Raw genomic sequence first — 13,921 nt, forward strand, 5'->3', positions numbered from 1 at the left:
AGGTCATCATCCAAACAGTTCCGCGATGGTCTCTTCGCCAATGGCGAACCCGGTGCTGGCGCCGGTACCGCTGGTGACTATGACGAGCCGCACGTCGTCATGCGGAGCATCGCGGATCATCGCATGGCCCGCCGACGCATAGGTGCCCGTCCACCGTGCCGTCACCTCGGGCGCGTTGCCACCGAACAGTACCTTGAATTCATCGAGGATCAGCCGGTCGACCATGTCCGATCCGAATGGATCGAGCGTCATGCCGTAATGATGGGAATCGCCGATGACGAGCGAGCCGTCAGCGCTTTGCACCACGATCAGGTGAACGCCGTTTTCCAGCGCGGTGCCACACTCGCCGGTCAATCTTTCTCGCAAGGCACCTGCCTGCGGCAGGCTGGAGAAACCGCCGTACCGCAACAGGCTGAGATCGGACGTCAGCGCCGACGGGAACCGGCGTCCCGGGTCGGCAAGCCGCAGCATCTGAAGTTTGCAGCGCCTGATGCCATATTGACCCATTCGCTCGGGATAGAGCGAGGCGAAGTCGTCGCCGGGGCAGACCACGATCTTTTTGGCATGCAGACGACCCGCACTGGTCTCGACGACAGGCGCGGCGACCGATGTGACCGAGATGCCGTTGCGAAATTCGACGCCGTGCCTTTCGGCCAGGAACGATGTCAGCCTGGGCAGAACCTCGCGCGATTCGACCCGCAACTCGAGCGGGCTGTAGAGCCCGCCGACAAGCGCCTTCTCGTCGAGGCCATCGAGACGGGCGGCCGCCTCGCGTGCCGTCAGCAGTTCGCAATCGCTGCCGTCCGGGCCAGCCTTGAAGGCCTCGAGCAGCGCCAGCGCTTCCGGTCGCTGCGCAGCCACCAGCTTGCCGCGCTGGATGATTTGCACCCCTGCCTCGTCGGCAAGGTCGAGCCAGATCTGGCGGCTGCGCTCCGCACGCCGGCGCGACGGGCCGGTATCCTGGCCCGTGACGACGACCAGGCCGAAATTTCGAATCGAGGCGCCATTCGCCTTCTGGTCGCGGTCGATGACGACGACACGCAGCCCGCGCCGCGCTGCCGCCAGCGCATGCGCCAGTCCGAGGATGCCCGAGCCGACGACAGCGAGATCGTAGCGGTCCATCTGCCCTACCATGGCAACGAAAACGTCTTGACGTTGGTGTAGCTTTTCATCGCCTCGATGACGCCTTCCTTGTAGCCATTGCCCGAATCCTTGATGCCGCCGAAGGGCGACATCTCTATGCGGTAGCCCGGCACCTCCCAGATGTTGACGGTGCCGACCTGAAGACCGGCAATGTATTTCTGCATGCGGGGGAAGGAGTTGGTGCAGACGCCCGACGACAGGCCGAAGGCGGTCGAGTTGGAGAGTGCGATCAGCGCCTCGTCATTGTCAGGCGCGCGCACGATCGGGATGATCGGCCCGAAGGTTTCTTCCATGACGAGTTCGGATGTGTGCGGCACGCGGTCGACGACGATCGGCGGCAGCAGCGCGCCCCGGCGGCCGGGATTGTAGAGGATTTCGGCGCCTTGCTCGGCGGCCATATGCACGCGGGCCTCGAAGAGCGTGGCCGCCTTTTCATGCACGACGGTGCCGAGGTCGGTCGCGCGGTCCATCGGGTCGCCGAAGCGGATTTTTTTCGCCCGCTCCAGCACCAGCGGCACGAAGCGGTCGGCGACGCTTTCCTGGACGAGGATGCGCTTGACCGCCGTGCAGCGCTGGCCGGAATTCTTGGTCGCCCCGGCGACGGCGAGGTCGGCCGCCCTGGCCAGATCCTCGTCGGAGAGATCGTTGAGGATGATGAGCGGATCATTGCCGCCAAGTTCCAGCACCTGGCGCCTGTAGCCGGCGGTGCGGGCGATCATCTTGCCGACCGGAACGCCGCCGGTGAAGGTGATGAGGTCGATATTGTCGTTGGTGATCATCTCGTTGCCGATGTCGGCCGGCCAGCCTGTCACGACCGACAGCATTTCCGGCGGCAGGCCGGCTTCGTAGAGGATGTCCGCCAAAAGCAGCGCCGTCATCGGCGTCAGTTCGGTCGGCTTGACCACCACGCAATTGTTGGTGGCGATCGCCGGCGCCACCTTGTGCGAGACCATGTTGAGCGGATGGTTGAACGGCGTGATCGCCGAGATCGCCTTCAGCGGTTCACGCGTGGTGAAAATCTTGCGGGCCTTGCCATGCGGGGTGAGGTCGCAGGAAAAGATCTGGCCGTCATCCTGGATGCACATCTGCGCCGACAGGGTGAACACGTCATAGGCGCGGCCGACTTCATAAAGCGAGTCCGCCTTCGAGATGCCAAGCTCCAGCGTGATGAGGTCGGAGATTTCCTCCTTGCGGGCAGCCAGCGCCTCGGCTGTGCGGAAGAGTATCTGCTGGCGTTCATAGCGCGTCAGCTTCGACCGGTAGCCGGCCGCGATCTCGAAAGCCTTCTGCGCATGCTCGGCGCGGCCGGCCGGAACGGTGCCGATAACGGTGTCGTTCCAGGGGTAGCGCACCTCGACGACGCCATCGGCATCGACCTTCTTGCCGGCAATGCGCATCGGCTCGTGGCGAACTTTGATGGAGGGGTCAAGTTGGGTCATATGCTCTGCTCCAGCAGATTCTTGGGTACGTCGCGGCGGAGGATCGACCCCCACTCCGGCCCTTCGGGCCACCTCTCCCCCGATCGACGGGGGAGAGGAAATCAGGCGAAGTCGGCGCCTCAACGTTGGCAGGCGAAGCCGCGGCTAGCCTTGGCGCCTTTCCTCTCCCTCGTCGATCGGGGGAGAGGTGTCGAGCGAAGCTCGACGGAGTGGGGGTCGACCAGAGCGCTATCATGGATGGCTACACGCCTGCCGGCGCCCAACTCAGCCATCAAGCCAGCGCGGCCGCCATCGTGGCGTAGTAGAAGGCGTCGAAATTGCGCAGGATCGGCTCGTTGGGCAGGTCCGGCAGCACACGGTTGACGATGAACGGCACTTCCTGTTCGGTCAGGCCGCCATGCGAGCGCAGCGGTTCGTTCAGCGCCGCCAGATCGTGACGATGTTCCGACGTGCCGATCGTCATGTTCTCGGTCGAGATCAGCACGATGTCGCCGATGCGGTCGGCCGGCAGCTCGAAGCGCTCGCAAGCCGTCGGGCTGTCGACAACAAGCATGATGCCGTCGGTCCTAGCCAGCCGCGCCATGATGTCAGACTGATCGGCGTCCGCCGGTAGATAGGCTGTGGCGAAAGAGCCGAGCGCGCCATGGTGGACGACATAGGGATCGGTGATCGGCAGGATGACGCGGGCGGCATCCTTGCCCAGCCATTCGTCCAGGAGGTCCTGAACGTAGACCACCGCGGGCGAGCCGTCCGCCTTGTGCTTGGGCTTCATGCCATGATCGGCGGTGACGACGATCGCCGCACCCAGCGCATCGAGCTCGGTCAGGTACTTGTCGAACATCTCGTAGAAGGCGTTGGCCTGCGGCACGCCGGGCGCGTATTTGTGCTGCACATAGTCCGTCGTCGTCAGGTACATGATGTCGGGACGGAACTCCTTCAGCAACTGGACGCCGGCGGCGAAGACGAACTCCGACAGTTCAGCCGAATAGACTTCCGGAACCGGTAGTCCGAAATGCTTCGAGGCATTGTCGATGCCGTGCTCGGCCTTGGTCGTGGTGTCCGACTTCTCGGCCGAGAAGCACAGCGCGCGGCCCTCGTCGAACGCGAGGCCCTTGCCCAGCAGCGCGCGCAACTTGTCCTTGGCGGTCACCACTGCGACCTTGGCGCCGGCGTCGTAGAAGGCCTGGAAAATGGTCGGCGCGCGCAGGAAGCGCGGGTCGTTCATCATCACTTCCTTGCCGGTCTCGCGCTCATAGAGATAGTTGCCGCAGATGCCGTGCACCGACGGCGGCCGGCCGGTGGCGATCGACAGATTGTTGGGATTGGTGAAGCTCGGGATAACCGAGTGCGCAAAGCGTACCGTGCCCTTCTGCTTGATCCGAACCAGAGCTGGCATCAGCCCGGCCTTGATCGCCTCGTCGAGATAGGCCGGCTCGCAACCGTCAAGGCAGATGGCGATCGCCGGCACGCGTGGCCAGGCGTAGGTGCGGCCGTTGACCGCGACATTGATGGGAGACATCTGGTTCATCCGAAATCCTCTGATATGCCGCGTCAGGCGGCGAGTTTGGCGCGCTCGGCGATTGCCGCGGCGGGCGGGGCGGCGGTGTCGACGCCCATTTCATCAAGCGATTGCGCGGCCGCCTCGACGACGCGGCGCATGACATGCTCGTCCATCTGGCCGATGCAGCCGACGCGGAAGGAATCCACGACCGTCAGCTTGCCCGGATAGATGATGAAGCCCTTGTCCTTCATCAGCTCGTAGAAGCGGTCAAAGGCGAAATTCGCATGGGCCGGGTTGAAGAAGGTGACGATGATCGGCGACAGCCAGCGGTCCTTCAGCAAGGTCTCGAAGCCGAGCGCGCGCATGCCGGCCACCATGACGTCGCGGTTCCTGGTGTAGCGGGCGCCACGGCCGGCGACGCCGCCTTCGGCCTCGTGCTGGCGCAGCGCTTCGAGGAAGGCGGCGACGACATGCGTCGGCGGCGTGTAGCGCCACTGGCCCGTCTTGTTCATGTTGGCCCACTGCGCATGAACATCGAGCGACAGCGAATGGCTGCGGCCCTTGGCGGCCTCGAGTTCACTCTTACGGGCAATGATGAAGCCGAAGCCGGGCACGCCCTCAATGCATTTGTTGGCCGACGAAACCATCGCCTCGTAGCGGATCTCGTTGACGTCGAGCGCCACGGCACCGAATGCGCTCATCGAATCGACGAGCAGCTTGCGGCCCTTGGCCTGGACCGCTTCGGCGATCTCAGCGACCGGATTCAAAATGCCGGAACTGGTCTCGCAATGAATGGCAATGACATGGGTGATCGCAGGATCGGCATCGAGGGCTGCGGCCACCTCGTCGCCGCGCGGCGGCAGGTAGTCGCCCTTGTCGATCAGCGTATAGGCGCGGCCGAGATATTGCATGGTCTGCGCGGCACGCAGGCCGTAGGCGCCATTGGCAAGAACCAGGACCTTGCCGTCTTTCGGCACGAAGGAGCCAAGCATCGCCTCGACGCAGAACGAGCCCGACCCCTGCATCGGCACACAGTCGAATTCGTCCTTCGTGTCCCCGGTCAGCGCCAGCAGGCGTGCGCGCATCTCGGCGGTCATGGCACGGAAGTCGCCATCCCACGATCCCCAGTCGCGCAGCATCGCCTGCTTGACCGAATAGGCCGTGGTCAACGGCCCCGGGGTCAGGAGATAGGGCTCGCCCAGCGCCGGACTGGGTAACGGCTCGGCGGCAAATTTCGTCTCGGCGAGCATGGTGTCCTCCGACAGGTCGCTGCTTTTTGGATATGCCGCCATTGTTGGTGCCGGAGACATATTTGTAAAATCGTTATTTTGTATCGAAGTATCGATTTGCACGATACAACGACTTCGACTCGGGAACGCATGCTGCCTGTCGGGCATGACATGCTTGTGAAGCTGTGCGGACCTGCCATCGGAAACATCGCCGAAATCGTTCGATCACGCATTTAAAGCAGCAGGGCTTATGATAGGGTCCTGGCAGTCCGAGCAAGCCGGAAGGGTAGAAAGATGCGCTATGTCCAGTTGCGGGCATTCCACCAGGTAGCGATATCAGGCGGTTTTTCGCGCGCGGCGGAGGCTTTGTTCCTGACCCAGCCGGCCATATCGGACCAGGTGCGCAAGCTTGAGGAAGAGTATGACGTACTGCTGTTCAACCGCAACAAGAAGCAGGTCACGCTAACCCATTCGGGCCAGAAGCTGCTCGAGATAACGCACCGCATGTTCGACACCGAGCAGCAGGCGCTTGAGTTGCTGACGGAGTCGCGCGCCTTGCGCTCTGGCACGCTGCGCATCGTCGCCGACGCGGCGCACCATCTGCTTCACATACTCGGCAGTTTTCGCGCCCGCTATCCCGGCGTGCAGGTTTCGGTGCGCGCGGGGAACACGGAGACGGTGATCAGCAGCCTCTACAGCTACGATGCCGACATCGGCGTGCTGGGCGAGCTGCCGGCCGGACGCGATTTCGAGGTGCTGAAGTTGAACTCCACCCCGATCATCGCCTTCACCTCCATCGACCATCCGCTATCGGGCAAGACATCGTTGACGCTGAAGCAGTTGGGGCAGGAATCGCTCGTCATGCGCGAGCGTGGCTCTAAAACGCGTCAGAAGCTCGAGGAGCTGGCCGCTGCCGCGAAGGTCGAACTGCGGCCGGTGATCGAGGCCGAGGGCCGCGAAGCCGTGCGCGAGATCGTCGCCTCCGGCGCCGGCATCGGTTTTGTCTCGGCGGCCGAGTTCGGCCACGATTCACGACTGGTGCCGATCACCATCGACGCGCCGGAGACCCTGATGGACGAGGCGCTGATCTGCCTGCGCGAGCGAAGCGGCGGCAAACTGGTGCGCGCCTTCCTCGACATGGCGAGATCGTTGTCGGCGGATTAGACATCCGCAACTCCGGCAGCTTCGGCTCAGCCGGGAATGGGATCGCCGTCGCCGAGAGCTCGAAGCCGGTCGTGAGCGCCCTCATTGAGCTTGGAGACCCCCAACAGGCTCTTGTCGATCGAGCACAGGACGCTGAAAGCCGGATTGACGAGATTGCCGATGCGCAAACGGCAAGCCTGGCTTACGAGTTGATGCGCATCCATCAGCGGCAGGCCGGTGATCGCCCCTACCCAGCGAACGAGGCCAGCCACGGCGATGCGGCAGGCGTCGTCGACAGGCCGGGTGCAGCCTATGACGCCGATATGGGTATCCGTCTCCAGCCGGGGCCAGTCGAAATCGTCCGTCGCCGCCAGTCTTTCGCAGGCAAAGGTCGTATGGAAGGCTCCCTCCACCGCCGTGCCGGCGATCTCTCCGTCGCCCTGCGCATAGTGGCCGTCGCCTATATAGACATGGGCGCCGTCGAGATTGGCGCGCAGATAAAGCGTCGCGCCGGGGCCAAGATCGGGAATATCGAGATTGCCGCCGAAATCGCCGGGAACCACACCCAGCCGCACTTCACCATGGGCAGGAGCAACGCCGAGCGTGCCGTGAAACGGCCGGTAGGGCACGCTTATCGTTTGGCCATTCGCCGCTTGCGTGACCAGCGTTCGCCGGTCGGGGCCAAAGCGCCATATCCAGACGCGTTCGTCCTGCGCGGGCTGCAGATTGGGATTTCCCCGAGTGCCGGAGAGCAGCCCAAAATCCGGAGAGATCGTCGCCACGCCCCAGTCGCGGGCCGGCTCAAGCGACAGAAGATGGATGGCGACGATATCGCCTGCCTTCACCCCCTCGACATGGATCGGACCGGTCAACGGATTGACCTTGGGATAGGGCGCCACCTCGCGCGGCCGGCCCTCGCTGCTGGTCAGTTTGCCGGAGAAACAGTCCTCGGTGAAAACGGTGGCTGCCTTGGACAACGGCACGGTGAGCCGCGGCGTGTGGCCGCCGAGATGGAAAACGAAATCGCCATCGCCGGTCGAAGTCATTGCGAAGCTCCGGAATAGCAGCCTGTCGGGGATGAGAAAGCCAAAAGCACGGATCAGGTCTCCTTCGGCCTGGCCATCCTGGCCGGGCGGTTGCGGACATGGACCCGCCAGCGGGCCGCTGTCAGGCCGACGATGGCGGCGACATAGGGCAGCATCAGGACAAACTGCGACGGGATGGCGAACGCCTGAAGACGATCGCCCAGCGCGCCGAAGAAACCGAAAAGCACCGACGCGGCCGCCGTTATCCAGGGCTGGCCACCGCCGAACAATGTTGCCGCCAGGCCGATGAAGCCGCGACCGCTGGTCATGTCGGGAAGGAAGAAATGCAGCTTGTCCATCGACAGCTGCGCTCCCGCGAGCCCGGCCAGCAATCCGCTGATCGCCAGCGACAAGGCCTTCATCTGGCCGACCTTGATGCCGGCGGAGCGGGCGGCGTGCTCGTCTTCGCCGGCGGCGCGCAGATAGGCGCCGGTCGGCGTGCGATAGAGGAAGACCGCGCAGGCGGGTATCGCCAGGAAAGCAAGCAGGACCACGATGCTCTGCCCTTCGATCGCCGGACCGAGAACCGGGATGAAAGACAGACTGCCGGCCGGAACGTGCCAAAGGTCTGGAAAACTCACCGGCCGCAATCCGCCCGGACTGCGATAAAACCATTCGAGCGCAAACAGGCTGCCGCCGGCGGCGAGGAGATTGATCCCCAGTCCGGCGACGATGAAGTCGGCCGAGAAGCGCAGCGTCATCAGGGCAAGAAGCTGGGACATGGCGACCGAGGCGACAAGCGCTGCAACGAAGGCAAGCGGCGCGCTGCCGGAGGCGTCGCCGACCGCGATGGCGACGAAAGCGCCGACCAGCATCATGCCCTCGACAGCAACGTTCAGGATGTTGGCGCGCAACGTGATCATCGCGGCAAGCGCGGCGAGCACAATCGGCGCGGATTGCTCCAGTACGGAGGAAAGCAGCGAAACGGCGGTCATGCGCGCTGCCCTTTGCGCGTCAGCCTTGCCGTCATCAGCAGCACGAGAAGGCCGGTCAGAAGATCGACGAGCGAGCGCGGCACATCCGTCGATATCTGCATATAGGCGGAGCCGTTGATCATCATCGCATAGAAGATGGCCGTCGCCAGCGCGCCGATCGGATGGATGCGCGCAAGCAGCGCGCAAGTGAGGCCGACCAGCCCGTAATCGGGTGAAAAATTCTGCTCGAAGCGGTGCCCGATGCCGAGCACATAGAGCGTGCCGGCCAGGCCGCCGAAGCCGCCGGCGATCAGCATGGCGGTGATGATGCGGCGGTCGGCGGGGATGCCCACGGACCGGGCGAAGCGCAGGTTGGTGCCGGCCGCCCGCAACTGCGCGCCCCATTCGGTGCGGAACAGCACGACCCAGGTGAGGCAGGCCAGCACGACCGCGATGACGATGCCGCTGGTGGCGCCGCGCATGCCGGGCAGCGCCGGCAACCAGATGGCCTCGGGCAGAACCCGGCTGACCGCGCCGTAGCTGGTCGGGTCGCGGATCACCTGGTTGGCGAGGTAGGAGGTGAACAGCAGCACGATGATGTTCAGCATCAGCGTCGTGACCACCTCGTCGACAGCGAAGCGAACCTTGAGCACCGCCGGGATCCAGCCGAGCAAGGCGCCGGCCAGGATGCCCGCGATCAATGCCAGCGGAAACAACAGCAGTGCCGGCAGGCTGGTGAAGGTGACGCCGACGATCGTGGTGGCGATGGCGCCGGCATAGAGCTGGCCCTCGCCGCCGACATTGAAGATACCGGCGCGGAACGAGAAGATGACGCCGAGCGCGATGAGCGTCAGCGGCGTCGCGCGATTGAGGAAGAGTGCGAAATTGCCCAGCGAATCGAAATTGGCCAACAGCAGGTCGCGATAGGCTCGCACGGGATCGTCGGCGATGGCCGAGACCAGCACGAAGCCCAGCGCCAATGTCAGCAGGATCGCAGTGAGTGGAGCCCGCACGGCACGCAGGCAATCAAGCACCAGCTCACGCATCACGCAGCCTCGATCCTGGCGCCGTTCATCAGCGCGCCTATTGTGACCTCGTCGGCCCTGGTCCGTTCAAGCATGTCGAGAAGCTGGCCCGAATACATGACGCCGATCCGGTCGGACAAGGCGAAGATCTCCGACAGTTCCGACGAGATCAGCAGCACCGCGCGGCCGCGGTCGGCCGCGGCCATGATCCGGGCATAGATGAATTCGGCGGCGCCGATGTCGAGACCGCGTGTCGGCTGGCAGATGACCAGCAAGGCCGGATCGCGATTGAGTTCGCGCGCGATCACCACCTTCTGCATGTTGCCGCCGGACAGCCAGCCGACGGGCATGGCTGGCCTGGCGCCGCGCACGTCGAACTCGGCGATCTTTTCCTCGGCAAAGGCCGTGCAGCGGCTCTTGACGACAAGCCCGTGGCTTTCGAGCCCGGCGCGCTGATAATTGCTGGCGGCAAGGTTTTCGGCGATCGACATCGTGACGCTCAGCCCGCGGTCGAGCCGATCTTCCGGCACGAAGCCCATTCCGGCCTGCTGGCGAACGGGGACGGTGGCCGTGGTGATATCCTTGCCGGCAAGCTCGATGGTGCCGGCCTGGATGTCGATGAGACCGACGATCGCCTCCGCCAGTTCGGTCTGGCCATTGCCGTCGACGCCGGCGATGCCGACGATCTCGCCGGCCCTGACCGCAAACGAGACGTCGTTGAGCAGCAGCCTGCCGGACGCATCGGTAACACTGACATTGTTCAGGCTGAGCACAGGAGCGCCGAAGTCGCGCGGCCTGCCCTCGTTGCCGCGCCCAACCAGGAAGACGTTGCGGCCGACCATGTCGCGAGCGATGTCGGCCTCGCTGACGGTCGCCGTCGGATAGGTCGATATGCTCTCCCCATGCCGGATCACCGTGACGCGGTCAGATACGGCTTTGACCTCACGCAGCTTGTGAGTGATGAACAGGATGGTACGGCCGCGTTGGCGCAATCCCGCGATCACCTCGATCAGCTCATCGACCTCCGGGGGCGTGAGAACGGCCGTCGGCTCATCCAGGATGAGCAGCTCGGCATCGAAGGCGAGCGCCTTGAGGATTTCGACACGCTGCCGCTGCCCCACCGAAAGGTTGCGCACCGGCGTTTCGGGATCGAGACCGAAACCGTAGCGGTCGATGAGTTCGCGGGTGCGCTCGACCATGGCATGCCTGTCTGAAAACAGGCCAAACCGGCGCGGATGCCGGCCGAGAAACACGTTCTCGGCCACGCTCATCGAGGGAACCAGCGCGAAATGCTGATGCACCATGCCGATACCCAACCGGCTGGCCGCGATCGGATCGGCGATCGTCACATCCTTGCCATTGAGGTTGATGGTTCCCGCGTCCGGCTGATGGATGCCGGCGAGAATATTCATCAGCGTCGACTTGCCGGCGCCGTTTTCGCCGCAGATGACATGGACCTCGCCACGTCTGACGCGGATGTCGACATGTTTCAGCGCGGCCTTGTCGCCAAACATCTTGGCGATTGCCGACAGTTTGAGAATTTCGTCCTGGTCGTTCACGGCGATTCCGCTCAAGGGAGGCAGGCGGGACGGAACCGTTCCGCCCCGCCGGAAGCCGACATTATTTGAAGGCGGTCTCGACCTTCAATTGCCCACCGACCACCTTGGCCTTGGCTGCGTCGACCTTTTCCTTGACCGCCGCAGGCACGAGGGCGTCGTTGTAGACAAGGCCGACGCCATCATTGGCGAGGCCGTAGATCTTCAGTTTTCCGAACTCGGCCTTGCCGGCGCGGACCTGGCCGATGGAATCGTAGATCGAGTTGCCGATCTGCTTCAGCATGGAAGCCAGCACGTTCTTCGGATGCAGGCCATTCTGATCGGAATCGACGCCGATCGCATATTTGTTGGCATCGGCCGCGCCCTTGAGGATACCGAGGCCGGCTGGACCGGCGACGTTGTAGACGACGTTTGCGCCATTCTCTATCGCCGTCTTGGTGAGGTCGTAGGCTTTCTGGGCGTCGTTGAAATTGCCGATGAAGATCACCTGCACCTGGATGTCCGGAACCACGGTCGCGGCTCCCTGCTTGAAGCCGACAATGAAGTCCTGGATGACCGGCAGGTCCATGCCGGCGACAACCGCGATCTTCGGCTCACCCGATGAGAGCGGGAAGCTCGCCTTGTCGGTGGCGGCAACAGCGGCCAGCACGCCGGCGAGATAGGAACCTTCGTTCTGCGCGTACTTGACCGAAAGAACATTGGGCAGGTCGAGCTGGTCGTCGAAGAAGACATATTTCTGGTCGGGATGCTGCGGCGCGACGGCCGCGAGATTGTCATGCATGTTCGGACCGGTGAAGATGACGTTCCACTCTCCCGAATTGGAAACGGCCTCGAGATTCTGGCGCCACAATTGCGGGTCGGTCGGCGAGGCCTGCAGCAGGCGGGTGCGTACCCCATCCTTCTGCGCCCGGTCGAAGCCTGTCTTGGCATTGTCGTTGAAACCCATGTCGCCAAGATTGTCGCTCATGACATAGACGGCGCTGAACGGGTCCTGCGCCGGCGCGGTTCCCGCCATCGCCAGCATGCCGACAAAGCCGGCGACGACGCCCAACATGCCTTTCGAAATCAGTTTCATGATCTTGTTCCCTTCTTTCTTGTTTGCGTTCCGCCCTGAAAGCCGGGGCGGTCTCTCCTGGTAATGGTGCCCGGCCGCGATCGCGTGCGCGGCAATCCCTCACATCCGCGCCTGCTCTTGTGACAAGGTCGACAGCGCCAGGAACAGCGCTTCGTGCGTGGCGGCGACATCGAACGAAATCACCACGTCGCAGTTGACAGGGCGATCCGACCGCGCGGCGAAATCGACGACGGTGCGGCCGTAGTTCAGTCCCTTCGTCGTTTCGACGTCGACGCGCGCCGGAACCGTCCTGGCGATCTCGGGAGCGGCAGCGACCAGTATGGCGCAGGGATCGTGAAGCGGCATTTCCGGCGGCGCGAAGACGCCAGGCCTGTGGGTCGTCACCAGCGATGCCAGCAGTTCGGCGGCCAATGCGGCGGCCCGGCCGGGCAGGCCCGCTATGCGATCGATGAGGGCCGCGCTGATCGGCACCGTCGCGCTGGCGTCGACAGGGACCATGGTCAGCGGAATGCCGGCGTCGTAGACGATTGCCGCGGCTTCCGGGTCACACAGGATGTTCCATTCGGCCGCCGCCGATTTCGTGCCCAGCCCCCAGGCGCCGCTCAAGGTGACGATCCGGCCGATCTTGTCCGCGATCTCGGGATGCCGCCGCAAGGCCAGCGCCAGATTGGTCAGCGGACCGGTCGTCACGATCGTCAGCCCCGGATGCGACGCCACCTCGGCTGCGATCCGCTCGACGGAATGGAGCTCGTCGAGCGCGATCCGCTCCAGATCGTCGCGCACCGGGTCGAGGCCATTGTCCATGTCGAGGATGCGGGCAATCAGCCGCTCGCGCAGCAACGGCCCGGTGGCGCCTGCCGACACCGGCACTTTGCGCGGGCTGGCGGCGGCCACGGTGATCGCCGCATTGACCGCCGTTCGCTCCCCTGCCAGATGGCCGGCGCCCGTGGTCACCGCGAGCAGGTTGACGGCAGGATGGCCAAGCGCCGCCAGGATGGCGACGGCGTCGTCGTTGCCGGGATCGCAGTCGTGAAGAAGATCTATCACAGGCCGCGCGCCCTTCCGGTCCAGGCACAGAGGTTCGACCACATCGTGCGATAGCCGGGCCAGTTGACGAAATCGACCGGACACCAGTGCGGGCTGCAATCCGACATGAACGCCGCGCTGCGGCCCGCGCCGACTTCGGCCACGGCAAGCAGCGGATCGTTGCCGATCGTGGCGATCAGCTCGGCGCCGTCGGCAAGCGTGACGCGGTTGTAGCCGAGGACAGCCGGAAGCGGCCCCGTGACACCCTGCATCACCGGGTGGTCGGGCCTGGTCACGGCGCCGACGATGCCTTCAGGATGTTCGCGCCGGTCGTCGGTTGCCATCAGCCTGACAGGCAGGCACGCCTCGACGACGGTATCCTTCCAGCAGCCCTTGGCCTCGATGCCGGTGAAGGTCAGGTAGCCGCCAACCATGATCAGGCCGCCGCCGCCTTTGACATAGTCGGCGATGATGTCGAGCTTGTTGACCGAAGACTGCGCCTTCAGCCACGTATTCGGGTGCAGCAGCAGCGTGTTGGCGCCGATGTCGCTGAGAATGACGGTGTCATATTTCTTCAGCGCCGCGACGCTGTCGGGGAAATGCGTCGGCGCGACATGGTTCTCGATCACATCGACCTCGAAGCCCGACCCTTCAAGCGCCGCCTTCAGATAGGAATAGCCCTCGCCGAAGGTTGTCGTGGTGAAGGAATCGAAACCCTTCGTATGGGTCGCGGTGGTGAACCAGGTTTCGCCGACGATGAGAATTCTGTTGCCCATGATGCTCCC

Annotated in this window: 12 protein-coding genes; 1 reads left to right on the plus strand and 11 read right to left on the minus strand. The window is 64.1% G+C overall.

Going from position 1 to position 13,921, the window contains the following annotated elements; translation table 11 throughout:
• Window positions 1–6: 6 nt before the first annotated feature.
• The 4 genes from FFS37_RS19780 to FFS37_RS19795 all read right to left on the minus strand — a co-directional run bounded on the left by FFS37_RS19780 (window position 7) and on the right by FFS37_RS19795 (window position 5,333).
• Window positions 7–1,134 (minus strand): TIGR03364 family FAD-dependent oxidoreductase, encoded by a 1,128-nt coding sequence (locus FFS37_RS19780; protein WP_137932646.1) that lies wholly within the window; start codon window positions 1,132–1,134, stop codon window positions 7–9.
• A complete protein-coding gene (gene phnY / locus FFS37_RS19785; protein WP_137932647.1) occupies window positions 1,128–2,582 on the minus strand; it encodes a phosphonoacetaldehyde dehydrogenase in 1,455 nt (484 codons plus the stop codon). Before phnY ends, FFS37_RS19780 begins: the two co-directional genes overlap by 7 nt.
• 271 nt (window positions 2,583–2,853) lie before the next feature.
• Complete coding sequence (gene phnA, locus FFS37_RS19790; RefSeq protein ID WP_137932648.1) at window positions 2,854–4,110, minus strand: phosphonoacetate hydrolase; 1,257 nt, start codon at window positions 4,108–4,110, stop codon at window positions 2,854–2,856.
• 23 nt (window positions 4,111–4,133) lie between these two features.
• Entirely contained in the window at window positions 4,134–5,333 is a 1,200-nt protein-coding gene (locus FFS37_RS19795; protein WP_137932727.1) for a 2-aminoethylphosphonate--pyruvate transaminase, read from the minus strand.
• A gap of 273 nt (window positions 5,334–5,606) precedes the next feature.
• On the opposite strand from FFS37_RS19795, the gene FFS37_RS19800 reads away from it, so the two are divergent.
• Window positions 5,607–6,476 (plus strand): LysR substrate-binding domain-containing protein, encoded by an 870-nt coding sequence (locus tag FFS37_RS19800; protein ID WP_137932649.1) that lies wholly within the window; start codon window positions 5,607–5,609, stop codon window positions 6,474–6,476.
• 26 nt (window positions 6,477–6,502) lie between these two features.
• Here FFS37_RS19800 and FFS37_RS19805 read toward each other — a convergent pair whose 3' ends face one another.
• The 7 genes from FFS37_RS19805 to FFS37_RS19835 form a co-directional block, all read right to left on the minus strand.
• Entirely contained in the window at window positions 6,503–7,501 is a 999-nt protein-coding gene (locus FFS37_RS19805) for an acetamidase/formamidase family protein (RefSeq protein WP_137932650.1), read from the minus strand.
• Window positions 7,502–7,554: 53 nt separating this feature from the next.
• Window positions 7,555–8,475, minus strand: a complete 921-nt coding sequence (locus FFS37_RS19810) for an ABC transporter permease (protein ID WP_137932651.1) — start codon at window positions 8,473–8,475, stop codon at window positions 7,555–7,557.
• The gene (locus tag FFS37_RS19815; RefSeq protein WP_137932652.1) at window positions 8,472–9,500 is read right to left on the minus strand and encodes an ABC transporter permease; all 1,029 of its coding nucleotides are present in this window, start codon (window positions 9,498–9,500) and stop codon (window positions 8,472–8,474) included. The genes FFS37_RS19810 and FFS37_RS19815 overlap by 4 nt, the downstream gene beginning before the upstream one ends.
• The gene (locus FFS37_RS19820) at window positions 9,500–11,038 is read right to left on the minus strand and encodes an ABC transporter ATP-binding protein (RefSeq protein ID WP_137932653.1); all 1,539 of its coding nucleotides are present in this window, start codon (window positions 11,036–11,038) and stop codon (window positions 9,500–9,502) included. Before FFS37_RS19820 ends, FFS37_RS19815 begins: the two co-directional genes overlap by 1 nt.
• A 61-nt stretch (window positions 11,039–11,099) precedes the next feature.
• The gene (locus FFS37_RS19825) at window positions 11,100–12,110 is read right to left on the minus strand and encodes a BMP family lipoprotein (protein WP_137932654.1); all 1,011 of its coding nucleotides are present in this window, start codon (window positions 12,108–12,110) and stop codon (window positions 11,100–11,102) included.
• A gap of 99 nt (window positions 12,111–12,209) precedes the next feature.
• Window positions 12,210–13,157 (minus strand): nucleoside hydrolase, encoded by a 948-nt coding sequence (locus FFS37_RS19830; protein ID WP_171026342.1) that lies wholly within the window; start codon window positions 13,155–13,157, stop codon window positions 12,210–12,212.
• Entirely contained in the window at window positions 13,154–13,912 is a 759-nt protein-coding gene (locus tag FFS37_RS19835) for a glutamine amidotransferase (protein WP_137932656.1), read from the minus strand. The genes FFS37_RS19830 and FFS37_RS19835 overlap by 4 nt, the downstream gene beginning before the upstream one ends.
• Between the last annotated feature and the right edge of the window lie 9 nt (window positions 13,913–13,921).

The sequence above is a fragment of the Mesorhizobium comanense genome (genome assembly GCF_005503535.1).
In the GTDB taxonomy this organism is placed as follows: Bacteria; Pseudomonadota; Alphaproteobacteria; order Rhizobiales; family Rhizobiaceae; genus Mesorhizobium; species Mesorhizobium comanense.